Annotated in this window: 21 protein-coding genes; 18 read left to right on the top strand and 3 right to left on the bottom strand. The window is 70.2% G+C overall.

The annotated features are described in order from the left end of the window. Nucleotides 1-480: 480 nt before the first annotated feature. From J4573_RS49975 to J4573_RS49955, 5 genes are all read left to right on the top strand, one after another. Nucleotides 481-681, top strand: coding sequence for a hypothetical protein (locus tag J4573_RS49975; protein WP_208263514.1), 201 nt, complete (start codon nt 481-483; stop codon nt 679-681). Between the two features lie 268 nt (nt 682-949). Beyond that, nucleotides 950-1,744, top strand: a complete 795-nt coding sequence (locus J4573_RS49970) for an IclR family transcriptional regulator (protein ID WP_208263513.1) — start codon at nt 950-952, stop codon at nt 1,742-1,744. Nucleotides 1,745-2,001: 257 nt separating this feature from the next. Continuing rightward, nucleotides 2,002-3,135, top strand: a complete 1,134-nt coding sequence (locus J4573_RS49965; RefSeq protein WP_208263512.1) for an ABC transporter substrate-binding protein — start codon at nt 2,002-2,004, stop codon at nt 3,133-3,135. After that, entirely contained in the window at nt 3,132-4,910 is a 1,779-nt protein-coding gene (locus tag J4573_RS49960) for an ABC transporter permease (RefSeq protein WP_208263511.1), read from the top strand. Before J4573_RS49965 ends, J4573_RS49960 begins: the two co-directional genes overlap by 4 nt. Further along, on the top strand, nt 4,907-5,995 hold the full coding sequence (locus J4573_RS49955; protein ID WP_208263510.1) for an ABC transporter ATP-binding protein: 1,089 nt from the start codon (nt 4,907-4,909) through the stop codon (nt 5,993-5,995). Before J4573_RS49960 ends, J4573_RS49955 begins: the two co-directional genes overlap by 4 nt. A 68-nt stretch (nt 5,996-6,063) precedes the next feature. On the opposite strand, the gene J4573_RS49950 is transcribed toward J4573_RS49955, so the two are convergent. Then, nucleotides 6,064-6,558 (bottom strand): VOC family protein, encoded by a 495-nt coding sequence (locus tag J4573_RS49950; protein ID WP_208263509.1) that lies wholly within the window; start codon nt 6,556-6,558, stop codon nt 6,064-6,066. A 152-nt stretch (nt 6,559-6,710) separates the two neighbouring features. On the opposite strand from J4573_RS49950, the gene J4573_RS49945 reads away from it, so the two are divergent. Genes J4573_RS49945 through J4573_RS49905 form a run of 9 tightly spaced genes read left to right on the top strand, consistent with a single transcriptional unit; the run spans nt 6,711 to nt 15,882 of the window. Then, nucleotides 6,711-7,577 carry a fumarylacetoacetate hydrolase family protein gene (locus J4573_RS49945; RefSeq protein WP_208263508.1) on the top strand — a complete coding sequence of 289 codons (867 nt, stop codon included), beginning with the start codon at nt 6,711-6,713 and terminating at the stop codon, nt 7,575-7,577. A gap of 11 nt (nt 7,578-7,588) precedes the next feature. Further along, complete coding sequence (locus J4573_RS49940; protein WP_208263507.1) at nt 7,589-8,650, top strand: TAXI family TRAP transporter solute-binding subunit; 1,062 nt, start codon at nt 7,589-7,591, stop codon at nt 8,648-8,650. A gap of 1 nt (nt 8,651) precedes the next feature. After that, nucleotides 8,652-9,635, top strand: a complete 984-nt coding sequence (locus J4573_RS49935; protein WP_208263506.1) for a hypothetical protein — start codon at nt 8,652-8,654, stop codon at nt 9,633-9,635. 5 nt (nt 9,636-9,640) lie between these two features. Beyond that, complete coding sequence (locus tag J4573_RS49930; RefSeq protein WP_243774868.1) at nt 9,641-10,729, top strand: alcohol dehydrogenase catalytic domain-containing protein; 1,089 nt, start codon at nt 9,641-9,643, stop codon at nt 10,727-10,729. After that, nucleotides 10,726-11,430: a class II aldolase/adducin family protein gene (locus J4573_RS49925; RefSeq protein WP_208263504.1), complete on the top strand. Its 705-nt coding sequence runs from the start codon at nt 10,726-10,728 to the stop codon at nt 11,428-11,430. The genes J4573_RS49930 and J4573_RS49925 overlap by 4 nt, the downstream gene beginning before the upstream one ends. Then, nucleotides 11,427-13,040 carry a bifunctional 3-(3-hydroxy-phenyl)propionate/3-hydroxycinnamic acid hydroxylase gene (locus J4573_RS49920; RefSeq protein ID WP_208263503.1) on the top strand — a complete coding sequence of 538 codons (1,614 nt, stop codon included), beginning with the start codon at nt 11,427-11,429 and terminating at the stop codon, nt 13,038-13,040. Before J4573_RS49925 ends, J4573_RS49920 begins: the two co-directional genes overlap by 4 nt. Next, nucleotides 13,037-14,035 carry a TAXI family TRAP transporter solute-binding subunit gene (locus J4573_RS49915; RefSeq protein WP_208263502.1) on the top strand — a complete coding sequence of 333 codons (999 nt, stop codon included), beginning with the start codon at nt 13,037-13,039 and terminating at the stop codon, nt 14,033-14,035. The genes J4573_RS49920 and J4573_RS49915 overlap by 4 nt, the downstream gene beginning before the upstream one ends. Nucleotides 14,036-14,059: 24 nt before the next feature. After that, nucleotides 14,060-14,776 (top strand): dienelactone hydrolase family protein, encoded by a 717-nt coding sequence (locus J4573_RS49910; RefSeq protein WP_208263501.1) that lies wholly within the window; start codon nt 14,060-14,062, stop codon nt 14,774-14,776. A 5-nt stretch (nt 14,777-14,781) separates the two neighbouring features. Beyond that, complete coding sequence (locus J4573_RS49905) at nt 14,782-15,882, top strand: alcohol dehydrogenase catalytic domain-containing protein (RefSeq protein WP_243774886.1); 1,101 nt, start codon at nt 14,782-14,784, stop codon at nt 15,880-15,882. A 12-nt stretch (nt 15,883-15,894) separates the two neighbouring features. Here J4573_RS49905 and J4573_RS49900 read toward each other — a convergent pair whose 3' ends face one another. Beyond that, nucleotides 15,895-17,412 carry an FAD-dependent monooxygenase gene (locus J4573_RS49900; protein ID WP_208263499.1) on the bottom strand — a complete coding sequence of 506 codons (1,518 nt, stop codon included), beginning with the start codon at nt 17,410-17,412 and terminating at the stop codon, nt 15,895-15,897. Then, complete coding sequence (locus J4573_RS49895; RefSeq protein ID WP_208263498.1) at nt 17,409-18,344, bottom strand: VOC family protein; 936 nt, start codon at nt 18,342-18,344, stop codon at nt 17,409-17,411. The genes J4573_RS49900 and J4573_RS49895 overlap by 4 nt, the downstream gene beginning before the upstream one ends. Before the next feature lie 133 nt (nt 18,345-18,477). On the opposite strand from J4573_RS49895, the gene J4573_RS49890 reads away from it, so the two are divergent. The 4 genes from J4573_RS49890 (at nt 18,478) to J4573_RS49875 (ending at nt 23,507) form a co-directional block, all read left to right on the top strand. Beyond that, nucleotides 18,478-19,188, top strand: a complete 711-nt coding sequence (locus J4573_RS49890; RefSeq protein ID WP_307797527.1) for a FadR/GntR family transcriptional regulator — start codon at nt 18,478-18,480, stop codon at nt 19,186-19,188. A 139-nt stretch (nt 19,189-19,327) separates the two neighbouring features. Further along, nucleotides 19,328-20,002, top strand: a complete 675-nt coding sequence (locus J4573_RS49885; RefSeq protein ID WP_208263496.1) for a DUF8175 domain-containg protein — start codon at nt 19,328-19,330, stop codon at nt 20,000-20,002. Between the two features lie 642 nt (nt 20,003-20,644). Further along, a complete protein-coding gene (locus J4573_RS49880; protein WP_208263495.1) occupies nt 20,645-22,870 on the top strand; it encodes a tetratricopeptide repeat protein in 2,226 nt (741 codons plus the stop codon). Between the two features lie 121 nt (nt 22,871-22,991). Then, nucleotides 22,992-23,507 carry a hypothetical protein gene (locus tag J4573_RS49875; RefSeq protein ID WP_208263494.1) on the top strand — a complete coding sequence of 172 codons (516 nt, stop codon included), beginning with the start codon at nt 22,992-22,994 and terminating at the stop codon, nt 23,505-23,507. Nucleotides 23,508-23,576: the final 69 nt, after the last annotated feature.

Raw genomic sequence — 23,576 nt, 5'->3', positions numbered from 1 at the left:
TATCCGGCTCGTCGTAGCGGATGAGTTGATGGGCCAGGCGCAGGCTCCTGAACGCCTCGTGCCGCTCCTCGAGGGACCGTCGCCAGAAATCCCAGTCCGTCAGGTTGATCTCCTCGGCCCTGAGCAAGCTCCACCACCCTCACTAGAACACCATTCGGTTTACATTGATCGTGCCCGAGTAAAGCCAGATCCGGCCACCACCCCAAGGAGTGATCCGCGCCACATCGAACCCCTGACGGGCCCCCGATATCGGCGTGCAGATCAGCGCCGCCGTCCAAGGCGACGCCCTCGGCCATTCCCTGCTTGCCGCAGTCGCTGAGCCGCCTGGCCAAGAACGGTAAAGAGCTGTCCAGGCTTCAATCAAGCCCTGCCCGCACGGCGGCCGACGCCGCCCGCTACGGTGTAACGCACGGCGGGGGCCGATCACACCGACGCCACGGACTTGTGGCGCGACCAAGCGAACGAACCGGGGGCAGAGCCATGGACGTAGAGACCATTCAGGGGACAGGCGAAACGGTACGCGCCGCCACGCCCGGAGAAACCTGGCGAACCAAGGCGCCCGCCGAGTTGTCGATGGACGAACTCGCCGAGGCCCTGGATTTTCTGGCCGCTAACAGCACCGTCGATGATGTGCTTGGCACAGCCCTGGCCCGCGAGCTGGTCGCCCGCACCGCCGCCTGAGCCCCATCGAACTGAAACAGCTGTCCTGAGGTACGACCTGGGGCGAGGCCATTAACTGGGGCGGAATCACCCCGATCAGGTAGCGGTCGGCCCGCTCACTGACGGCGCAGCTGTGTGTCATGAAGGCGCAGTGCTCCAGGCCACGGTCGGTGAACTGGCGCGCCGGGCCCGACCCGGCAGGCCCGTGCCAGGCCGACCAGAATCTGTCCGCCGCCGCCCTGTGCAGCGGGGCGCTTATTAGACCTGCAATTCGTGTAACGTCTCCTGCATGACAGGACAGCGGTCGACGCGGGCGAGCGGCTACCGGGAGCGGAACTCCACTGCCGACCGGGCGCTCGACATCCTTCTGCTCTTCGACGACTCCCGGCTCGTCCTGAGCGGCCAGGAGGTGGCCGACCAGCTGGGCGTCTCCCGATCGACCGGCTATCGCTATCTGCAGAGCCTGGTCAACTCCGGTTTCATCGAGGAACAGCGGCCGGCCGGGTATCGCCTCGGGCCCCGTGTCTTCGAACTCGCTCGGCTGGCCCGCAAGGGCGTGGGACTCTCGGAGGTCGCGAGACCGGTGATGCGCGAGCTGGTCGAGCAGGTCGGCGAGGCCGCGCTGCTGACGCGCCGGACGGGCGCCACGGTGGTCTGCCTGGAGCGCGAGGAGACCGATCATCCGGTGCGGCTGTCGTACGAGCGTGGCCATGTGCTGCCGATCAACGCGGGCGCGGCCGCACTGGTGCTGCTGGCCTGGGCGTCCGACAAGGAGATCACGGAGGTGATCGAGCAGAGCGGACTCCCCCGGTTCACCGGGGCGACGGTGACCGACGCGGACGTGCTGCGGGAGCGGCTGGCCGAGATCAAGGCGTCCGGGGTGGCCGTCACCCGCGGGGAACTGGACGCCGACGTGCTGGGCGTCGCGGCCCCGATCCGCGACGAGAACGGCGATGTCGTGGCGGCGGTGAGCATCGCCGCCCTGTCGCACCGGGTCCCCGAGGAGAGGGTGCCCGAAGTGGCGAGCGCGGTCGAAGCGGCGGCCGCCGCGATCACCGCAAGGCTCACCGTCGTCGCGTCCTGACACCAGCTCAACCGTCGGCCCCGGAGGATGCCTCCGGGGCCGCTCGCTTTTTCCGGACAGGTCGGCTTACCCCATTCGGGTCGAACCTTGCTATGTCTTCCCAGCTCAGGGCATGTCTCGTATGTTAGGAGCAGTGTCTTTCATCACAGGACGGCGTGATGGAGACGACATCGGCCTCTTGTCCCCACCCCACCTCAGTTGCATAATTCAGGACTACTGTCCCGCAAAGCGGGACAAGTCCGAGGAGGAGGGTTCGGATGAGGCTCCGTTCGAGATGGCCATGGCGGCCGGCCGCCATGGCGGCCGCCGTGGTGACGCTGATCGCTGGGGCCACGGCCGCCTGCGGCTCGGACACCGGCGACCAGGCCGCCGCGACCCAGGCGGCCGACGCGGCCAAGGGACGGCTGGCGGGCAACCCGGCACTGGCCGAGCTGGTCGCCGCCGCCAAGAAGGAAGGCGCGCTGAACCTCAACTGGGGCTTCGACGGGCGCGACACCGGCAAGGTGCTGACCGACACGTTCAAGCGGGCGTACGGGCTGGACATCAAGATCACACTGACCCCCAACCAGAACCAGCCGGGCAACGCGGCCAAGCTGTCGCAGGAGTACAAGGCCAAGTCGCCGGCCTCGACCGACGCCTATCTCGGCAGCCCCGAGCTCGTCCTCGGCCTCGGTCCGGAACGCGACGGCGTGCTGGAAAAGGTCGACTGGACGAAGTTCGCGCCGTGGACCAAGGGCCTGGCTAGCAAGAACGGGGCCGCGCTCACGTTCGCCGATCTGATTCCGGGATTCACCTACAACACCACCCAGATCGACAAGGTGCCGACGACGGCGGAGGACGTGCTCAAGCTCGGCAAGCCGATCGCCAGCACCCCGTACGCGGCGCAGTTCAACGTGCTCGGCACCAAGGACGTCATGGGGACCGACAGGCTGCGCACCTATATCAAGGGGTTCAAGGCGGCCGGGTTCCTCGGCTGCGGTGAGCTCAACCGGATCGCGTCCGGAGAGTTCGCGGCGATGTGGATCTCGTGCGGCAAGAACATCGGCGACGTGTTCGCGGCCCAGGGCGCGCCGCTGAAGACCGCGGTTCTCAAGGACGCGGCGATCACCTCGACCAGGTACGTCGCCGTTCCCAAGAACGCCCAGCACCCGAACGCCGCCAAGCTCTGGGTCACCTGGCTGCTGACGCCCGAGGCGCAGAAGCTCGTCTTCAAGCACGACTTCACCGACAACTCGCGGATCCCGGGGAGCCAGACCGCCAAGCAGCTCGCCGAGTACCAGGGGCAGGGGGTGAAGTTCACCCGGGTCGACTACGAGTTCACGCTCTCCCACCCCGAGATCTACAACCCGAAGTTCAAGGGTGAGCTGATCAAGCTCCTGACGACCACATGACTCAGCTGACGACCAAGACGGCAGAGGCTGCTCCGAGCGGTGAGCCCGGCCCGGTGGAGGAGGCGAGCGGGCGCGGGTCCCGGCTGACGGCCACCGGCCTGCTGGGCGCCGTGATCAGCGTGCCCGCGCTGTGCGTCGTCGGGTTGCTCGGGCTCGTGGTCTACCTCGGATTCCGCGCGCAGGGTTCGCCGGACGGCGCGTTCACGCTGGGGAACTACCGGGCGCTGTTCGGGAACTCCCAGGTGTGGGACGTCGTGCAGAACACGCTCGTCTACATCGCGGTGACCCTGGTCGTGGCGCTCTTCTTCGGTACGGCGATCGCGCTGCTGGTGGAACGCACCGACTTCGGCTGGGGCCGGACGATCAACACGGTGATGGTGCTGCGCATCCTCATCCCCGGCTTCTTCACCGCGATGGGCTGGATCTTCCTGTTCCACCCGCGCATCGGCGCGGTCAACCAGTGGCTGATGGAGGGGTTCGGGCTGGCGAAGGCGCCCGTCAACATCGTGTCGCTGGTCGGGATGGGCTTCGTCGAGGGCCTGTCGCTGTCGGCGCTGGTCTTCACGATGGTGTCGGGCGGCCTGCGCTCGCTGGACGGGTCGCTGGAGGAGGCGGCGCGAGCGTCCGGCGCGGGGCCGTGGACGGTGCTGCGCCGGGTGACGCTGCCGCTCATCTACCCCAGCCTGCTGGGCGCCGGGCTCTTCGCGGGAACGATCGCGATCTCGTCGCTGGACATCCCGCTGATCATGGGTCTGTCGAACCGGATCTACGTCTTCAGCAGCTACCTGTACGTGGCGACCAACCCGTCGGCGGGGCAGCCGGAGTACGGCGTACCGGCGGCGTTCAGCGGCGTGATGATCCTGCTCGGGCTGGCGTTCAGCCTCTGGTACCAGCGCACGCTCCGCTCGGGCCGCAAGTACCAGGTGGTGGCGGGCAAGGGCCACCGCCCGGCCCGCGTCAGGCTCGGGAAGTGGCGCTGGGCGGCCTGGCTGCTGGTCGGCGGCTACTTCCTGTGGTCGATCGTGCTGCCGATGCTGATGGTCGTCTGGATCTCGCTGCTGCCGTTCGTGCAGAAGCCGTCGGCGAAGGCGTTCGACGTCGTGTCGCTGGACAACTACCGGCACCTGGACTGGGCGTTCGTCGGGCGCGGGCTGGAGACGTCGGTCAAGCTCATGGTGCTGGCGCCGACGCTGGCGGTGCTGATGAGCCTGGCGTTCGCGTTCGTCGTCGTGCGGTCGCGGTCGCGGTTCCGGTTCGTGTACGACCTGGTGGCGTTCCTGCCGCAGGCGGTGCCGAGCACGGTCTTCGCGTTCGGCGCGATGATCGCCGCGCTGTACTGGACCAGGGGCTGGTACGGGCTGTACGGCTCGCTCACGCTGCTCGTGGCCGTGACGGCGCTGATCCAGCTCGCGTTCGGCACCCGCATGTTCAACGCCGGCCTCCTGCAGATTCACACCGAGCTGGAGGAGGCGGCCGCCATGTCGGGCGCCTCGACCTGGACGGCCGTACGCCGGATCACGCTGCCGCTGCTGCGCCCAGTGCTGACCTACACGTGGCTGTGGCTGGCGCTGCTCAGTCTGCGCGACCTGACCGTGCCGACGTTGATCGGCGGGCAGGACACGCTGACGCTTCCGGTGGCCTCCTGGACGCTCTTCAACACCGGCCAGGTGGGCGCCTCGTCCGCCCTGACCCTCCTGATGATCGGCGTCATGACCCCGGTCGTGGTGCTGTTCCTCCTGCTCACGCGCAAGAACGAAGGGAAGGCGATCTCATGACGGGCACGCCGCTCGCGGTCGAAGGGCTGCGCAAGGGATTCGCCGACCGGGGCGCCACCGTCCAGGCGATCGACGACGTCGGGTTCGAGATCCGGGAGGGCGAGGTTTACACGCTCCTCGGGCCGTCGGGCTGCGGCAAGACCTCGACACTGCGGGCCGTCGCGGGGCTGGAACGCCCGGACGCCGGACGCATCGTCATCGACGGAACGGTGGTCACGCAGAACGGCCGGTTCGTACCGCCCAACCGGCGCGACATCGGCATGGTGTTCCAGAGCTACGGCATCTGGCCGCACATGAACGTCTTCGACAACGCCGCGTTCCCCCTCCAGGTGAGCAAGGGGAAGGGGAAGCCGCCGAAGCAGGAGATCAGGAAACGGGTCGAGGCCGCGCTGGCGGCCGTTCACCTCGCGGGGTACGAGGGCCGCATGGCGACGCAGCTGTCAGGCGGACAGCAGCAGCGGCTGGCACTCGCGCGGGCGCTCGTACGCCGCCCCAAGCTGTTGCTGCTGGACGAGCCGCTGTCGAACCTGGACGCCAAGCTGCGGCAGGCGATGCGCGCCGAGCTGGCCTCGCTCCAGCAGGAGCTGGGCATCACCACGCTGTTCGTGACGCACGACCAGGACGAGGCGCTCAGCATGTCGACCCGGATCGCGGTGATGCAGGCCGGGAAGATCATCCAGGAGGGCGGGCCGCGCGAGGTCTACCAGCGACCGGCGACACGGTTCGTGGCCGACTTCGTCGGGACGACCAACTTCCTGTCCGGCACGCGGACGGCGGCCCGGCGGATCGATACGCCGGTGGGGGCCTTCGACGTCGCCTCCGACCCGGGCACCAAGGCGGGCGACGAGGTCCTGCTGGCCGTGCGGCCCGAGGCCGTGCGCCTGCACCTGTCCGAGCCCGTCGGCGTACCGAACGTGATCAAGGGCGAGATCGACCGGGTGATGTTCGTCGGCGAGTGTGTGGACTGCCACGTGCGCGTCGGTGACACGGTCTGGGTGACGCGCCAGGACCCGGGCCTCACCGCCGCCTCCGGGGAGGCGGTGTGGCTGGAACTGCCCGCCGATCGCGTCTCGGTCATCCTCTGACGGCGAAGGCGCGGAGGTCGCGGAAGGCGCGGTGCCGTTCGCGGCACCGCGCCTTCCGGCTCGCGCTCCTACTGGACGGGCTGGTAGGCGGGTCCGCCGTCGGCGAGGAGCCGGTCGGCCTCGGCGTAGATCTCCTCGGCGGGCAGCCCGAAGTCGATCGACTTGCGGAACGGCTGCCGGACGTCGCGGTCCAGGCGCAGGTAGACCTCGTTGCGGTTGCCCTCGGGGTCGAAGAAGTAGATCCCGAAGGCGTTCCCGTGCGTGACCTCCTGCTGGACCTCGATGCCCCGCTCCTGGAAGAGGCGGTGGAAGGCCCGGACGTCCTCCAGGGTCTCCACCCGCCATGAGATCTGGTGCTGCTGTTTGGCCCCGGGCTCGGCGGTCCGCCCGGTCTGGAGCACGAACTCGTGGTGCTCCTCGTCCGGCCGGGAGCTGAAGAACACGATGCCCAGGTCGGTGTCCTCGTCGGTGACCGTCAGGCCGAGCACCCGCTCGTAGAAGTCGCGCATCAGAGGGAGGTCGTACACCCAGAGTCCGGTGTGCCCTAGTTCGGCGATGGCCATGTGGTGCTCCTTGTCCTGAATTTCAGGATGTAAATCCTGATTTCTGAAACGAGACTAACTCATTGACCCTCACCCCCTCTAGATCTAGGCTGTTTCGAAATACAGGATGTCTGCCCTGATAATCAGGACAACTCAGGAAGCAAGGAGCCGGGATGCGGTTGGTCGCCTATCTGGACCGGAACGGAGCCGAGGCGCTCGGCAGGCTCGACGGCACGCGCGTCCACCGGCTGCCGGGACTGGGCCGCATCGACCGGCGCCTCTCCCCCAAGGCCCTGACCCCCAAGGCCCTGACCCCCGAGGCCCTGGCCGCCATGGAGCCGGCCGATGAAGGCGTGGAGTTGGACGAGCTGACGCTGCTGCCGGTCGCCCGGCCCGAGAAGATCTTCTGCGTCGGGCTCAACTACCGGTCGCACGTGGACGAGACCGGGCGCGACCTGCCCACCTACCCCGTGCTCTTCCCCAAGTTCGCGTCCAGCCTGATCGGGCACGGAGCGCCGATCACGCTCCCGCCGGAGTCGGTCCAGGTCGACTACGAGGCCGAACTGGCCGTGGTGATCGGCAAGCCGGGCCGCCGGATCTCCAGGGACGACGCGTTCGATCACGTCCTCGGCTACACGATCTGCAACGACGTGACCATGCGCGACTACCAGTACAAGACCCACCAGTGGATGCAGGGCAAGGCCTGGGACGGCTCCACCCCGCTCGGGCCGGTGCTGGTGACCGCCGACGAGCTCGACGCGGACGGGCTCGGCCCGGGCAGGCTCGGCATCGCCCTGCGGCTGAACGGCGCGGAGATGCAGTCCGCCACCACCGACCGGCTGATCTTCGACGTGCCGGAGCTGATCCGGGTCACCTCGGAGTTCACCCGGCTGGAGGCCGGCGACGTGATCCTGACCGGGACTCCCGGCGGCGTCGGATACCGTCGCGATCCTCAGGTGTTCCTCACCGACGGTGACATCGTCGAGGTGGAGATCGAGGGCATCGGCACGCTGCGTAACACCGTACGGGCCGAGAGCTGAGGGGGGCGCACATGCGAGCCGTCGACGTCCGGATCCTGTGTCCGGGCCAGAACTGGATGAACATCGGCAGCCTGCTGGCCAACGGCATGGGCGGCTACGGCAGCCCGCTGCCCGACGGCTCGACGATCGCGGCCGTCACCGGTACGCCGCCCGCCGCGCTCGGCATGGACGGGCCGCGCCTGGTCGCCGAGGGCCGGTACCACTTCGGGATCACCACGCCCAACTGGGCGCTCGCGATGGCCCGCGAGGGCAAGGGGCCGTACGACCGGCCTCTCCCGCTGAAGGCGATCGCCGCGTTCTCGCACGACGACCGGCTCGCCCTCGCGGTCCGGGCCGAGACCGGGATCACGAGCCTGGCCGACATCCCGGCCGGGCGGCTGCCGCTCAAGATCTCCATGCCGGGCCGCGAGATGGGGCACCCGGCCCGCTGGGTGATGGACGAGATCCTCGCCTGCCACGGCTTCTCCCAGGAGGACCTGGAGAGCTGGGGCGGCGAGCTGCTGCGCGACCGGCCCCGCTCGCAGAACTCCCCCGACGCCGTGCCCGCCGACCCCGCGTTCGACGCCGTCTTCGACGAGGCGATCATGACCTGGCGGTGGCGGAGGCTGACGACGATGTACGACCTGCGGTTCCTGCCGCTGGACGAGCACGTGCTGAAGCACTGCACCGGGATGGGCATGCCGGCCGGGGTCCTGGAGAAGGGGCGGCTGCGCGGGCTCGACCGCGACATCCCGACCATCGACTTCTCCGGCTGGATCCTCTACTGCGCCGAGGACCTGCCCGACGAGCTGGCCTACCTGGCCGTACGGGCCATCGACGAACAGAAGGACATCATGTCCGCCCGCTTCACCGGGCCGACCCGCGCGATGACCTCCCCGATCGACATGCGCGAGATCTGCCGAGGGCTGCCCGTCCCCCTGCACCCCGGTGCCGAGGCCTACTACCGCGAGAACGACCACCTCAAGCCCGCCGACCACTCCGAGCCTGCCGACCACTCCACGCCCGCCGACCACTCCGAGCCTGCCGACCGCCTCAAGGCCGCCGACCGCTCCGAGCCCACCGAGGAGAACTGACATGGGCACCGTGCACGAACACTTCGAGACCTTCCCGTTCGACGCGCCGCCGCGGGTGTTCGAGCGGAAGGAGGAGCACCTGCTGTCGGAGCCGCTGACGCCGCCCGACGGGCGCAAGCGCTGGCGCGACCACCCGGAGATCCAGGTCGTGCACTTCCCGCCGCACTACATCGAGCAGCCGTTCGCCCACCCGCGCGGCGTCTACGAGAGCGACTTCATGCGGCTCGAATGGCAGACCATGAACAACCGGCAGCCGTTCTACCACCGCAACTGCGACGTGGACGAGATGTCCTACCAGGTCACGGGCCTGCGAACGCTGATGACCGACCTGGGCAGCGTGGACCTGGTGCCGGGCGACTTCTCCCGGCTGCCGGTCGGCGTCGCCCACGACAACTTCGGCCGCGAGGACATCCACATCCTCTTCTACGTTCCCGCGCCGGTCACCGAGTCCCACCCGGAGTACCGCACGTCCGAGGTCGTCATCCCGCCGTTCGAGGGCTGGGAGCCGGTCCTCACCAACGAGCTGATCACCGAGTGCCTCGCCGGGCCCGGCCACGACGTGGTGATGGCGCCGACCGACGAGCTCACCCTGCTGGAGCACGCCAAGGGCGAGCAGGAGCGGCTGCGGATCCTCAAGCCGGACGACGAGGCGCCGGGCACCACCTGGCTCTACAAGTCGTCGCACGTCCTCATCGGGCGGACGTTCGGCGCGTCCTCCGACGGCCGCGTCTACCGGCGCATCCGCAACGCCGAGGAGGTCCAGTACCAGCTCTCCGGGCAGCGCACCCTGGTCACCCAGCGCGGCACGGTCCTGCTGGAGCCGGGTGACTTCGTGCGGGTCCCGACGGGCACCGCGTTCACCAGCATCCACCACGAGCCGAGCGCCCATCTCACGGTCGTGTCGTCGCGCGAACTGCCGCAGATCTCCGAGACCACCAAGACGGCCGAACGGCTGGGCGCGGCCGAGATCGAGCGGCTCCGATGACGTTGATGGCCGCGGCCAGGGCCCATGACAGGACGGGGCCGCTCCGGCTGGAGAAGGTCACGGTGCCCGAGCCCGGCCCGCACGACGTGCTCGTGCGGGTGGCGTCCGCCGGCCTGGCGCCGAGCCTGACCAAGCTGCTCGCGCGCGGCTCGTTCAAGCACCTGCCCACCGTCCCGGGGCACGAGATCGCCGGAACGGTGGCCGAGGCGGGCGCCGAGGTGGATCCGGCGCTCGTCGGCACACGGGTGCGAGTGCACGCGATCCTGGCCTGCCGGACGTGCCGGTACTGCCGGAGCGACCGCGAGCAGATGTGCCCGTCGGCCGCGATGATCGGCCACGGCGCGCACGGCACCGGGCCCATGCCGCTGTACGAGCGGTACCACGACGGCGGGCTCGCCGAGTACGTGCGCGTCCCGTCCTGGCTGGTGGACCTGCTGCCGGACGGCGTGAGCCTCGACGTGGGCGCCAAGGTCCACGACCTGGCCAACGCGGCCCGCGCGCTGAAGTGCGCGGCCCTCCCGCCCGGCGGCACGCTGGTGATCACGGCGGCGACCGGGACGATGGGGACCGCGACGGTGAAGCTCGCGCCGTTCTTCGGGGCGGCCCGGCTCGTTCTCGTCGGCCGTTCGGCGCAGCGCCTCGAACCGGTGCGGGCGATCAGCCCCCTGCCGGCCGAGACCGTCGCGCTGGACGAGCTCGGCCGCGACTGGGAGGCCGAGCACGCGCTGACCGCGCGGCTGCGCACCCTGATCCCGGACGGCGCCGACGCAGTGATCGACTTCCTGCCGAGGGGCGGCGGCACGGCCCAGGCCACCGCGGCCCTCGCCACCGGCGGCACGCTCGTACACATGGGCGGCAACCGCACGCCGTTCCCCTACTCGGCCCGCGACCTCCAGCACCACTGCTGGCGCGTCGTCGGCACCCGGGCGTGCACCCGTACCGACACGGCCACCGTCCTCGACCTGCTCGGTTCGGGGGCGCTCCGCGCCGACGACCTGATCACCCACCGGTATCCGCTCGCCGAGGTCAACGAGGCGCTCGCGGCCATGGACCGGCGCGAGGAGCCGATGTGGATGGCGGTGGTCAACCCGTGACGGCGACGACGCCATCGGAGGCCAGGGCGCTGGCGGTGCGGGCGAGCCGCGCGCTCGCGGCGGCCGGCCAGTCCGACATGGTCTGGGGCCACGCGGCGGTCCGCGACCCGGACGGCCGCGGCATCTGGATCAAGGCGCCCGGATGGGGCTTCGAGGAGATCGACGAGGGACGCGTGCACCTCGTCTCGTTCGACGCCGAGGTCCTCGACGGCCAGGGCGCCCCGCACAAGGAATGCCACATCCACCTGGAGATCCTCCGGCGCCGTCCCGAGCTCGAATGCTCGGTGCACACCCACGCCCAGGCGGCCGTCGCGTTCGCCTCGCTGGGCACACCGCTCCTGCCGATCTCGCACGAGGGCGCGCTGTTCGGCGGCGAGGACGTGCCGCGCTTCACCCTGACCGGCGGCCTGGTGACGACGCCGGAGCTCGGCGCGGCACTGGCCGGCACGCTCGGCGACGCGTCGGCCGCGCTCATCCCCAAGCACGGTCTCGTCGCCGCCGGGACCAGCGTGCGGGCCGCGGTCATGCACGCCGTCCTGCTCGACCGCGCCTGCCAGACCCAGCTCATGGCGATGGCGGCCGGCCCCGTGCGGGTGCACTCCGACGCGGCCGAGGCCGCCGCCAAACGAGCCGAGTGCTGGCCGGCCTCCCAGCTCGACGCGGGGTGGGAGTACCTCACCCGAAAGGACCTCCGACCATGAACCTCCCCGTCCTGATCGTCGGCGCGGGACCCGTCGGGCTGACCCTGGCGAACCTGCTCGCCACCCGGGACGTGCCGGTCGTCCTCGTCGAACGCAACGCCACGACCAGCGACGAGGCCAAGGCGATCAGCCTGGACGACGAGTCGCTGCGCACGCTCCAGGCCGCCGGGCTCGCCGAGGCCGTGCTCGGCATCGTCGTCCCCGGCACCGGAACCCGCTACTACGACCGCAAGGGGCGCCCGCTCTTCCACGCCCGCGGCCCGGAGCCTTACCGCCTGGGCTACACGTTCAAGAACCAGTTCGCCCAGCCCGAGCTGGAACGGCTGCTCCTGCAGTCGCTCAAGGACCGCGACGGCGTGGACGTGCGGTTCGGCACCGAGCTCGTCGCGGTCACCGACGCCGCGGGCGGCGCGATCGCCCACCTGCGCGGCACCTGCGCCGGAGCCGGTGACGGCAGCGGTGACGGCACCGATCTGCCGGTGAGCTGGGTGCTCGGCTGCGACGGCGGCCGCAGCACCATCCGCGAGCTGCGCGGCATCGACATGACCGGCACCAGCCACCGCGACGTCTGGCTGGTGGCCGACACCGTCGGCGACGAGCACGACGAGCGGTACGGCATGCACCTGGGCCGCCCGGACCGGCCCACCGTGATCGTGCCGGGGCGCGACGGGCGGTGCCGCTACGAGTTCCGGCTGCGACCCGGCGAGGGCGAGAGCGGCACCACCCCCGACTTCGCGACGATCAAACGGCTGGTCTCCCCGTACCGCGGCATCACCCCCGACCAGGTCGAACGCTCCACCAACTACACCTTCAACGCGGTGGTCGCCAACCGCTGGCGCGACGGCCGCTGCTTCCTGCTCGGCGACGCCGCCCACATGATGCCCCCGTTCGCCGGCCAGGGCCTCAACTCGGGCCTACGGGACGCCGCCAACCTGGCCTGGAAGGTCGCCGAGGTGTGGCACGGCCGCGCCGCCGACGGCCTGCTCGACACCTATGAGCCCGAACGCCGCCCGCACGCCACCGCCATGGTCGAGTTCTCCGAACGCCTCGGCCAGGTGGTCATGACCGTCGACCCGATGCGCGGCCGGATCCGCGACACCGCCGTGCGCGCCCTGCTCCTGACGCCGTGGGGACGGCGCTACCTCAGCGAGATGCGCTTCCGCCCCCGCGCCGTCCACGACTCGGGCCTGGTCGTACGGACCGGAACGGGCGATGAGGGCCTCGTCGGCACCCAGCTCCCGCAGCCGCGCGTCCTCGTTCCGCCGAGCCTGCACCCCAGCCTGCTCGACCACGTCCTCGGCAACGGCCTGGCGCTGCTCGGGGTCGACGTCGACGCCGCCGGCTGGGACCGCGTGTCGGCCGCCCTTCCGGGCGCGCTACCGATCACGCACATCGACGTCCGCCTCGGCGAACGCCTCCCCAGGCCGCACGGCGAACGGCAGGCGATCGCCGACGCCGACGGACGCCTCGAGGCCGCCCTCGCCGGCGCTCATGGCCGGTTCGTCCTGGTCAAACCCGACCGCTACATCGCCGCCGTCTTCCCGGCCGCCCGGTCCGCGCGCGTCGCCGCCGAGCTGGCCCGCCACGCCAACCGAGAGAGGACCCCATGACCACGAGCCCAGCACGCCCGCCAAGCCCGTCGCACCAGTCGCACCCGTCGCGCCCGCCCGAACCGAAGATCGAACGGTCACTGACGCTCCACCTGCGCGGCGACTGGGGCTTGGCCAACCTGCACCGCGTCTGCGGCTGGATCTCCCAGGAGCTCGCCGACCGCTGCGGCCCGCACACCAAGGTCGCCACCTGGAACAGCCGCGGCTTCTCCGACGCCGTCCGCGCCGTCGGCCGCGGCGAGGTCCATGTCGCCATGACCACCCCCGCCGCGTTCACCACCGCCGCGCTGGACGGACGCGGCGTCTTCACCGATGAGCACTATCCGGAGCTGCGCGCCCTGGGCGTCGTCCCGCAACGTGACCGGCTCGTGGTCGGGGTGCGGCGCTCGCACGGCGTCACCTCGTTCGCCGAACTGCGGGAGGCCAAGCCCGCCCTCGCTGTCGCCACCTCGCTGAACGACGGCGTCAACTACGTGGGCCTCGCCGCACACGCCGTGCTGGAACGTTCCGGCGTGGACGTGCGCGGATGGGGCGGCACGTTCCTTGAGGACGAGCGGCCGTTCGAGTCGTTCGCGCACGTCCTGGAGGGCCGCGCGGACGCGGTCGTGCACGAGGCGGTGATGCTGCCGCACTGGCAGGAGTTCGGCGGTGACATGCACTTCCTGGAGGTGGAGCAGGACGTCCTGGACGGCCTGTGGGCCGACTACTCGTGGCCGTCGGCGGTGATCGAGGAGGGCTACTTCCCCGGCTGCCCGCGCTTCCAGACCCTCGACTTCTCCGACTTCCTGGTGCTGACGCGCTCCGACCTGCCCGAGGACGTCGCGTACGCCATCGCCTGGGTGATCGGTGAGACCCGGCACCTGCTGGAGAGGCAGTACAAGCACCTCCCTCCGGAGCGCAGCCCGGTCACCTACCCGCTCGACCCGGTGACGATGGGCCGCACCCCCATCCCGCTGCACCCGGGCGCCGCCCGCTACTACGACGCGCTGAGCTGACGCTCGGGCCAGAGGAGAGACGACATGCAGGACTGGATCACCGAGGAGACGGCCGACGGGCCGATGCGGGTGTACGCGGCCAGGCCCGCGACGCCGAACGGACGCGCCGTCGTCGTTCTCCAGGAGGCGTTCGGCGTCAACGAGCACATCCAGGACATCGCGCGGCGCTTCGCGGCACGCGGATACCTGGCGCTGGCGCCGGATCTCTTCCATCGCAACGGCGCCGGCACGCTCGGATACGACCAGCACTCCGAGGCGATGCCCCTGATCGGGGCCATCGGCCCGGATGAGATCACCACCGACGTGCGCGCCGTTCTTGATCGGCTGACCAAGGACGAAGGCATCGGCGCGGACCGTACCGCCGTCGTGGGCTTCTGCTTCGGCGGGCGCGCCGCCTTCACCGCCGCCACCGCCACCCCCGGCCTCGCGGCCACCGTGGTCTTCTACGGTCCCGGCATCGCCGCCGGACCGCACGCCGTCCTGGACCGTGCGGGCTCGATCGACGCTCCGATGCTGCTGCACGTGGGTGCCGAGGACCCGACCATCCCGGGCGACCAGGTCACCGCGATCGACGAGACCCTCCGCAAGGCGGGCGTCGACTTCGAGCAGCACGTCTACGCCGGCGCCGGGCACGCGTTCGCCTGCGACGCCCGCCCGCACATGTACCGGGCCGAGTCCGCCTCCGAGGCGTGGGGCCGAACCCACGCCTTCCTCGAGCGCCACCTGGGAGACAACGCGTGAACGTCATGCTGGCCGCGCGAGCGCTGAAGGGCTCTGCCGCACTCCACCTGACCAAGGCGCCCGTCCCCGAGCCCGGGCCGCTCGACGTGCTGGTCAAGGTCGCCTCGGCCGGGCTCGCACCCGGCATGATGAGGCTCCTGGAGATGGGCGCGTTCAAGCACCTGCCCACCACCCTGGGCCACGAGGCCGCCGGAACGGTCGCGGCCGTCGGCGCGGAGGTGACGGGGGCGACGGGGGTCGCCGTCGGTGACCGGGTCCGCCTGCATCCGAACCTCACCTGCCGGAGCTGCGTCTACTGCCGGACCGACCGCGAGATGATGTGCGCCCAGCAGGCCATGGTCGGCCACGCCGCGTTCGGCGACGTCGCGATGCCGCTGTACGACGCGTACCACGACGGCGGGCTCGCCGAATACGTGCGCGTCCCGTCCTGGCTGATCGACCCGCTGCCGGGCAACGTGAGCTTCGACGTGGGCGCCAAGGTCCACGACCTGGCCAACGCCGTGCGCGCCCTCAAGTGCGCCGACCTCCCGCTCGGCTCCACGCTGGTCGTGACCGCCGCGACCGGCACGATGGGAACCGCCACCGTCAAGCTCGCTCCGCACTTCGGGGTCGCGCGCCTGGTCCTGGTCGGCCGCAACGCCGAGCGGCTCGCCGCCGTCCGCCCGCTCGCGGGCGAAGTCCCCGTCGACACCGTCGCCCTGGAGGAACTCCCCGACGACTGGGCGGAATCGGCGGGCTTGACCCGGCGCATCCGCGAGATCGTCCCCGAAGGTGTCCATGGCGTCCTCGACTTCGTGCCGCAGGGCCCGGTCATGGCGCAGGCGACGGCGGCGATGGCGACGGGCGGCACGCTCGTGCACATGGGCGCCAATCCGGCTCCGCTGCCCATCCCCGCCCGCATCTGGATGGCCAAGTGCTGGCGTTTCGTCGGGACCCGCGCGTGCACGCGCTCCGATGCCCAGGAGGTACTGAGCCTGCTCGCCCGCGGCGTCCTGGACGCCGAGGAGCTGATCACGCACCGCTTTCCGCTGGCCGAGGCCGAACGCGCCGTCGCGGCCATGCAGAGCCGCAGCGAACCGATCTGGATGGCCGTCATCAATCCCTAGCGAGGGATGTGCTCAGGCATGGCCGGTAGCTCGGCGCAGAGCGGCGCGGGGGTCACCTTCGCCCTTCCAGGCGATGTGCTGGTCGGGGCGAACGAGCGCCAGGCCGTTGCTTTCGGGGGCGGGGCGGGGGTCCGGGCCGGGGCCGGGGTCGTGCCAGGTGTCAAGGGGGATGCCTTCGTCCGCGGCGGCTTTGATGGTGTCGGCCGCCGCGGGCAGAGACAGGTCGCCGACCAAGGTGAAACCCCGGCCGAGCCGGTCGTAGAGAGACTCGCCGCCGGGGGCGAGCCAGCGGTGCGGCAGGCGTTCGCCGGCACCGTCGCAGATGTGCGGCGAGCCCGCGTAGGTGTAGCCGAGCACGAGGTCGAGGCTGTGGAACTCCGAGTCCTTGGCCCGCTCGACGGCCGCCGCGACGGAGGGCCTGGCCTCGTCGAACGCGTCGTCGTCACCGGCCAGGCGCGGGTCGGTGACCTCAGGGGCGAGCGTGGCCATGTTCTGGGCGGCCTCGGCGATGGTGCGTTCGGCGACCGGGCGCCGTTCGGGCTCGTAGCCGCGCAGGAGGGCGGGCGGCGCCCAGCCGTTCAGTACGGCCGCGAGCCGCCAGCCGATGTTGACCGCGTCGCCGATGCCGGTGTTGAAGCCGTGGCCGCCCCAGGGCGGGTTCTGGTGCGCGGAGTCTCCGGCGAGGAAGACCCGGTCGCCGGCGTACCGGTCGGCCAGGAGCATCCGTGCCTTCCACGGATCGGTCGCCAGGACTTCGGCGTCGATGTCGTCGCCCACCAGGGCGCGGACGAGCAGGAGCGGGTCGGCGTCGCCGGCGACTCCCTGGCCGATGCACCACCAGGTGTCGGCCAGGTCCAGCCGTCCCACCAGACCCGGCTGGGACGGGCTCAGGACCCAGTAGTGCACGGCAGGCCCGTGCGGCACCCGTTCCGCGAGGCCGGGAGCTCGGAAGACCACATTGAAGTTGGGCCGGGCGTCGTCCCGGCCCTCGTAGCGCGCGCCGATCGCGGACCGGGTCACGCTGCGGGAGCCGTCACAGCCGACGACGTACTCGGCGCGCATCTCCCTTCCGGACACGGTGACCGACACTCCGTCGCCGTCCTCGCGCATCCCCTCGACCCGTCCGGCGTACAGCGAGGCGTGCGGAGAAGCCGCCACGGCCTCGCGGAGCACCTGCTCCACCAGCGGCTGGGCGACCTGCTGGCCGGGCTCGGCGACCAGGTCGTCGCCCGCCAGGTCAAGGCCGAAGCAGCCGCCGATACGGGTGATCTCCCGGCCGAGCAGCGACGTCGCGAACACGGCCTCATCCGACCAGGCCACCGGCAGCGGCGCGCGCTCGCGGATCACCGCGGCCAGGCCCCAGCGCCGGAACAGCTCCATGGTGCGCGCCGAGGTCGTCTTCGCGCGCGGACGCAGCCAGGAGACCTCGGTGCGCGGCTCCACGACGATGCTCCGCACACCGTGGTGGGCCAACTCGAGTGCGGTGGCCAGGCCCACCGGGCCGCCTCCGGCGATCAGTACGGGGATCATCCGCCGTGGGCTCCGGTCATCAGCGCGGCGAGGTCGTCCGGATGCAGGAAGGACGGCGGGGGCGGCGGGCCCCAGTTGAACAAGCCCTTGGCGCCTTCCAGCGTCTCCGGAGTCCACAGCTGATCGTCGATGATCGAGTCCATGTCGGAGTAGTACTCGGAGAAATTGCCCGCCGGATCCTTCAGATACCAGAAGAAGTTCGACCCGGCATGATGGCGGCCCAGCCCCCACACGTGCCGTTCAGGATGCCCCTCCAGCATCGCGGACGCGCCCCGCCCCACCTCGTCGATGTCGTCGACCTGCCATGACGTGTGGTGCAGGAAGCTCACCGGGGCCGCCAGCACGAGCACGTTGTGATGATCGGTGGAGCAGCGCAGGAAGGCGCCCACGTCCTTGATCAGGTCGCTGGTCAGGAAGCCGAGCCCGTCCCGGAAGAACGCGGCGGTCACGGCGAAGTCGGTCGTGCCGACCACGACGTGCCCGAGCTTCCTGGGGCGTACACCGCCCGTCCGCAGCACTCCGGGTGCCCGCTCGCCCGTCCGCTCCAGCCGCCCCGGCCCGTTGTACGGCGTCGCCGGAACGGCCGCCTGCTCCAGCCTCGGCGCGACCTCCAGCACCGCCCGCACATCCGTGGCCGGCTCGACCGCGGTCAGGGAACCGGCGGCCAGGGAACCGGCGGCCGTCTCCACCGGGAAGCCGAGACCGGCCAGCCGGCGTGTGGCCGCGCCCAGGTCATCTGCCGAGTCGACCCCAACCCTCAGTTCCACCAACCTCCGTGTCGGAGCCTGCACCAGCCGCAGCTGGCGCCCGCCGTCCCGGGAACCGAACCAGCCGCCCCCCTCGGGCTCAAGGCCGAACTCGGTGTAGTAGGCGGCGGTCTCGGCGAGGTTCGGCACTCCGATCGTGACGGAAATCAGGCGATGCAACGACACGGCGTCTCCTCGGGCTCTACCACCCTGCGACTCAAATTAGTCATGATGAATAGGCCGATAATGCATCCAGGCAGGGCGGGCCGTCAAGGAGTTCTCTGCTAATGTGCATGCTGAATTAACCCGAGGAGGACCGGTGCCCACCGAACCCGTCACCGCCGGGCGGGCAGAGCAGGCCGCGGACCGCATCGCCGACCTCGCCCGCACCGCCACCCCAGGGACGCGCCTGGGCACCAAGGCCGAACTGCGCACGCTCTGCGGCGTCTCGGTCAGCACGTTCAACGAGGCTCTGCGCCTGCTTCAGGCACGCGGCCTGGTCTCGGTCCGATCCGGGCCCGGCGGCGGGCTCTTCGCCGCCGAGCAGTCCCCCATGGTCCGGCTCGGCAACTCCGTCCTCGCCCTGGACGCCGAGCAGACCTCCGTCGCCGAGGCCATCCGCATCCGCGACGCCCTCGACCCCCTCCTGGTCGAGGACGCCCTCTGGTACGCCTCCCCCGCGGACTTCGCCGAGATGCGCACGATCCTCGACGAGATGTCCCACGCCGCCGACGCCGGCGACCCCACCGCCTTCGTCCACGCCAACTGGCGACTGCACGCCCGCATCGCGGCGACGAGCCCGCACGCGCTCCTACGGTCGCTCTACGCCAACCTCCTGGACATCATCGAGGGCCACACCCTCTCCGTCCTCCCCGACGGAGACCACCCCCTCGCGCCCTACCTACATGAGCGCCACCACCTGCACGCCGACCTCGTCGAGGCGATGGCCCGCCACGACCGGGACACCGCCCTTTCCCTCATCCACGCCCACAAGACCACCGCGCCCGACTCCGCCCGCCCCCACCTCTGACCGCCGACACAGCAGCCCATGCGACGGACCGAGGCAACGACCTCGGTCACGACGCCGTGCGGGTGAGGGGCCGTGTGATCAAGCGGGCTTAAGATGTCGAATCCTCGTGTCAGGTCCGCCGCGTGAAGCGAGTCCCACCATGTTCAAGAGAATCGGGCTGCCGATCACCGTTGTCGTGCTGGGCGCCGCCGGTTGTTCAGGCGGGGGCCCGGAGAAGACTGCGACGGCTACCACACAGCCCGCGCCCGTGGCCGCGGCTTCGGCGGCGGCAAGCTCGTGTCATCCCAATGACCCGCACCAGGACCTACCGCGGACGGCGCCCAGGCAGGTGTGGTGGCAACGCTTCAAGGGCGTTGCGGTGCCGTTCTCGCCAGCGGTCGGGCCAATGCAGGTCAAGGGTGACACCGCACGCTGCTATGCGCACTCTCCACGCGGAGCACTGATCGCCGCGGTGCAGATCAGCGTACGTCTGGACCGCTCGACAGAGTGGCGGGGAATCCTGGAGCAGCAGGTCGTAGCCGGCGAGGGCAAGACGGCCTATGCGCGAGCACGCGCCTCCCAGCCGCTGGTAGCCGACGGGGACGCGGCACAGATCGCGGGCTTTCGGATCGTTTCCTACACACCCGACACCGCGGTCGTCGGAACGGTGTCGCGAGACCCCGCACGCGGCACCCGCACAACACACACAGCCAGGACCACGACCGTGAAATGGGACGGAGACTGGAAACTCGCCCCAACCACGCATGGCTCCACAGGCTCTACCCCCCAAGTCGTGAAGTCGCTCTCCGCGTATGTCTTCTGGGGCGGCTTCTAGGCCCCGGGAAACCCAAGCTCAACGGCTTTGCGAAGAGGCGGTCGTTCTATCCGGCGGGTCGTTGGTCTCGCGTGGTGGATCTTGCCCACAACGGAAGGAGTGGCGATATGAGCACGCAACTCAGGATGTACAGCGTCAGCTTGAAGGGGCTCGACGCCATGCTTCCGACGGACGCGCCGTGGATGGTCGAGGACGGCCGCACCTACCCGGCCGACGCACCGAGCACGGCGAACCGAAGCCGACTGAGCCCGCCATCGTCCACCAGCGAATCACCAACCGCCCTCCGCCCTCCGGATCACCCTGGTTTGTAAGCGAGAACGAGAGCCCGAGGTTGGTCAGTGGCTCTGAGCAAAGGGATCGTCCCCAGGCTCCCCCGGGCGTAGACGCCCGTTCACGCGAAGCGTGAGGTTACTTGGAACTCCCCGGTGTGAAACGCGTCGCTGCTCGATGAGCTGGTGTCCCACCAGCTGCGGTTCCCGCAGTTCTACATCCACTGGCATAGCTCGGGGAGTGGCCCTGTACGCGGATGTCGCGCTGGGCAAGCCAGGCCCAACTCACCAGCAAAGGTTGCCGTCGATAACGGATTGGGGTCTTCGTTTGGATTGGTTGTCGGGAGCGCGGGGTGGGCGTGATCCTTGACGGGTGAGCGGTGAGGGCGGCGCTGAGGGCGGCCAGGGTCTGGTCTACGCGTCGGCGTCTTTGCTGGTGGGGATCGCTCTTGCGCTGGTGGGGAGTCTGGCCACCAACACCGTGAAGGTGGAGAGGTGGTGGTACGCGCCGACGGTGTGGGCGGCGACAGCGTTGCTGGTGGGCGCCGCGGTCGGTCTGCTCTGGGCGAAGGGGTCGACGGGCCGGGCGCGGGTGCTGCGGACTCACGCGCTGGGTGCGAGCCGGAGAGGGCGGCTGCCGAAGGTTCGTGTCTACCCTCATGGTCCCGATGCGCGGGGTCGTGAGCACGGCGGCAGGGCCTCCTACGTCGGCAGGGATGTCGACGACGACGTCGATCAGGCGCTGTTGCTTCGGAGCGCGGCGCTGCTTCAGGGGCCTTCGGCATCGGGCAAGACGCGTACCGCATGGCAGGCGGTACTCCGCCTCGCCGATGACCGTCCTGCGCTGCGGGTGCTGGTTCCGGTCGCCGCGGACTCGCTGGCCAAGCTGGCCGCAGCGGAGGTACGGCTGCGCGATACGGTCATATGGCTCGACGACCTGGACGCCTATCTCGGCGCCGGCCGGCTGGATCTGGGGACGTTGACCCGGCTGGCCGAGGGCACTGGGGTGTTCATCATGGCGACAGTACGGACCAGGGCGTTGGCTGGGGTCAGCGCACCGGACGGGGCTCTGAATCGTTCCGCGGCCGAGGTGGTCGGGCTACTGCGCCCACCGGTCAGGGTGGTGCGGGAGCTGACGGCCACCGAACTGGAACGGGCCGAGGCCCACCGCGACGACGCGATGATCGACGGTGCGCTGCGAAGCGGCTCGGTGGTCCGGCTGGCCGAGCATCTCGCCGGCGGTGGCGTCGCGCTCGAACGGTGGCGTCGAGGTCAGGACGGTGAGCAGATCGAGGGGGCCGCGCTGGTGTCGGCCGCGGTCTACGCTCGCGCGCTGGGCCACGGTAGCGCCTTCACCCGGCAGGCCCTCGAACACCTGGCCGCGCACTTCCTGGACGCGGCCCTGGCGGGTGCGCAGGAGGCGCTGAAGTGGGCGACGACCGTTGAGGACGACGTCGTCGCCTGTCTGCGAACAGACACGGAAGGGCTCCTCCAGCCCTTCGACTACCTCGTCGATCACGTTCAGGATGGGCCGCTTGACCTGCCGGAGCCGTTCTGGCGGGCCGTGCACGACCTGGTCGGCCCCGCGGATGTCCTGCAGTTCGCTGCCACCGCTCGCCGGCTGGGGCATGCTCCGCTGGCGGAAGGCGCGCTGCGCAGAGCCATCGCCGAACGTCCCGGAGACGCCGCCGCGCAGTTCTCGCTCGGCACACTGGTGTGGGATCAGGGCGACCCCGAGGAGGCCGAGTCTTTTCTCCGAGCCGCTGTGAGCCTTCCCGCAGCCGCCAACAACCTGGCGGCCTTGCTGCTGGAACGTGGGGAGCGTTCCGCGGCGGTCGAGCTGTTCGCGCAGGCTTCCGAGGCGGGCTCGCCGGAGGCGGCCAACAACCTCAGCTGTCTCCGCTTCGCCGAGAACTTCGACACCGGCGCCGTCGACGACGCGGAGCGGGCGTTCCGCACGATGGCCCATACGCCGGAGGCGATGAGCAATCTGGCGGTCCTGCTGGCGATGACGGATCGCTTCGAGGAGGCGGAGGGCTGGTTCAGTAACGCACTGCCCGCAGGCCTGGTCGCGGTTCACAACAACTACGGACTGCACCTCGCCGACCTCGGCCGCCTCGAACGCGCCGAAGCCGAACTGCGCCAGGCCGTCGAAGGCGGAATGGCCGAAGCGCAGAACAACCTCCGCCAGATGCTCGATCAGCTGCACGGCGTGGACGCCGGCCCGGACGAGGTCACCTTCGTCCTTCCGCCGCGGAACCGGGGACGTCCGCCTCAGCCGCCGAGTCCGCTCCATCGCCGTGCTGATGGGCGTTCCATACGGAGCCAGGCGGTCCTTCTCCTGGTTCCGGATGCCCGTCGGCAGATTCAACGAACGCTACTTCGTCCAAGCGTCACAGAACTCCGCGCCCCCCTTCTTCAAGAGCTTCCTGCGCGTCGACGTGACACCCGAGGCCCTACGGATCCGCTGCTTCGGCGTGACCGGCCTTCGCGAACACGAAATCCACCCGCCCCTCATCACAGAGCACCACGTCCCCCTCCGCTAAGCCGACACTCTCGACCTGAACTCGCCCGATCGGCGCCAGGTCCGTACCAATGACTGCTGACCTGGCCGAGAGAGCGGCGGATGTGAGCCAGGCGGAGCACGAGACCGACAGGAACCTGGAAGGGCCGTGTTCGTTGAATAGGGCGTTGGGACACAGGGAGTCAGGGGGAGCCGGATGCGCCACATTCTGGACAGGGCCGTTCTGAAGGCTATCGGCCAGGTCAACCGGCTGGTGTTCGGATTGTCGCGCGGCCAGATCGTCCTCTACGGATTCCGTGGCGTTCCCGGAATCCTGCTCACTGTCACAACTCCCGCCGAACCCTTCGGGAGGACAGCAGACGCGGCCTATCTCTCCGATACTGACGCCTATCTCATCCTGGCCCATCCGCTCCAAGAGACCGAGCTCTCCGCGTTGCTGAACGCCGGCACGGCGGTGGATGCGGCACGCGGGCCCGACGAGATCGCTGTGCCCGCCGACCTCGACAGGCTGACCGATCCGGTCGAGCGGGCCACTGCGCTGAAGCGGGTGCTGAACCACGCGAGCATGGAGGAACGGGCGGAGGTCAGGCGTCTGGGACTGACCCCCGTCGCCCGGCTCCGCCTCCACCAGCCCTTTCCCGAGACCGGCCGCTCTGCAGTGGCCGTCTCCATCGCCGTCGAGGCCACCGAGCCGACGTCCTGCGCCCAGTAGCGCACAGATCCGAGCTGAGATTCCTGGTGCTGGTGATCCCAAAGGACGGTAACGCTGATGCCTTGCGCC

Source organism: Actinomadura barringtoniae, from assembly GCF_017573505.1.
Taxonomy (GTDB): Bacteria; Actinomycetota; Actinomycetes; order Streptosporangiales; family Streptosporangiaceae; genus Spirillospora; species Spirillospora barringtoniae.
Note: the sequence above shows the minus strand (reverse complement) of the source record. Positions and strands in the feature narration are given on the sequence as shown.

Excerpts from the sequence above, each read along its gene's own strand:
- J4573_RS49975 (WP_208263514.1), top strand. The coding sequence starts at position 481 with ATGGACGTAGAGACCATTCAGGGGACAGGCGAAACGGTACGCGCCGCC.
- J4573_RS49970 (WP_208263513.1), top strand. The coding sequence starts at position 950 with ATGACAGGACAGCGGTCGACGCGGGCGAGCGGCTACCGGGAGCGGAAC.
- J4573_RS49965 (WP_208263512.1), top strand. The coding sequence starts at position 2,002 with ATGAGGCTCCGTTCGAGATGGCCATGGCGGCCGGCCGCCATGGCGGCC.
- J4573_RS49960 (WP_208263511.1), top strand. The coding sequence starts at position 3,132 with ATGACTCAGCTGACGACCAAGACGGCAGAGGCTGCTCCGAGCGGTGAG.
- J4573_RS49955 (WP_208263510.1), top strand. The coding sequence starts at position 4,907 with ATGACGGGCACGCCGCTCGCGGTCGAAGGGCTGCGCAAGGGATTCGCC.
- J4573_RS49950 (WP_208263509.1), bottom strand. The coding sequence starts at position 6,558 with ATGGCCATCGCCGAACTAGGGCACACCGGACTCTGGGTGTACGACCTC.
- J4573_RS49945 (WP_208263508.1), top strand. The coding sequence starts at position 6,711 with ATGCGGTTGGTCGCCTATCTGGACCGGAACGGAGCCGAGGCGCTCGGC.
- J4573_RS49940 (WP_208263507.1), top strand. The coding sequence starts at position 7,589 with ATGCGAGCCGTCGACGTCCGGATCCTGTGTCCGGGCCAGAACTGGATG.
- J4573_RS49935 (WP_208263506.1), top strand. The coding sequence starts at position 8,652 with ATGGGCACCGTGCACGAACACTTCGAGACCTTCCCGTTCGACGCGCCG.
- J4573_RS49930 (WP_243774868.1), top strand. The coding sequence starts at position 9,641 with ATGGCCGCGGCCAGGGCCCATGACAGGACGGGGCCGCTCCGGCTGGAG.
- J4573_RS49920 (WP_208263503.1), top strand. The coding sequence starts at position 11,427 with ATGAACCTCCCCGTCCTGATCGTCGGCGCGGGACCCGTCGGGCTGACC.
- J4573_RS49915 (WP_208263502.1), top strand. The coding sequence starts at position 13,037 with ATGACCACGAGCCCAGCACGCCCGCCAAGCCCGTCGCACCAGTCGCAC.
- J4573_RS49910 (WP_208263501.1), top strand. The coding sequence starts at position 14,060 with ATGCAGGACTGGATCACCGAGGAGACGGCCGACGGGCCGATGCGGGTG.
- J4573_RS49905 (WP_243774886.1), top strand. The coding sequence starts at position 14,782 with ATGCTGGCCGCGCGAGCGCTGAAGGGCTCTGCCGCACTCCACCTGACC.
- J4573_RS49900 (WP_208263499.1), bottom strand. The coding sequence starts at position 17,412 with ATGATCCCCGTACTGATCGCCGGAGGCGGCCCGGTGGGCCTGGCCACC.
- J4573_RS49885 (WP_208263496.1), top strand. The coding sequence starts at position 19,328 with ATGTTCAAGAGAATCGGGCTGCCGATCACCGTTGTCGTGCTGGGCGCC.
- J4573_RS49875 (WP_208263494.1), top strand. The coding sequence starts at position 22,992 with ATGCGCCACATTCTGGACAGGGCCGTTCTGAAGGCTATCGGCCAGGTC.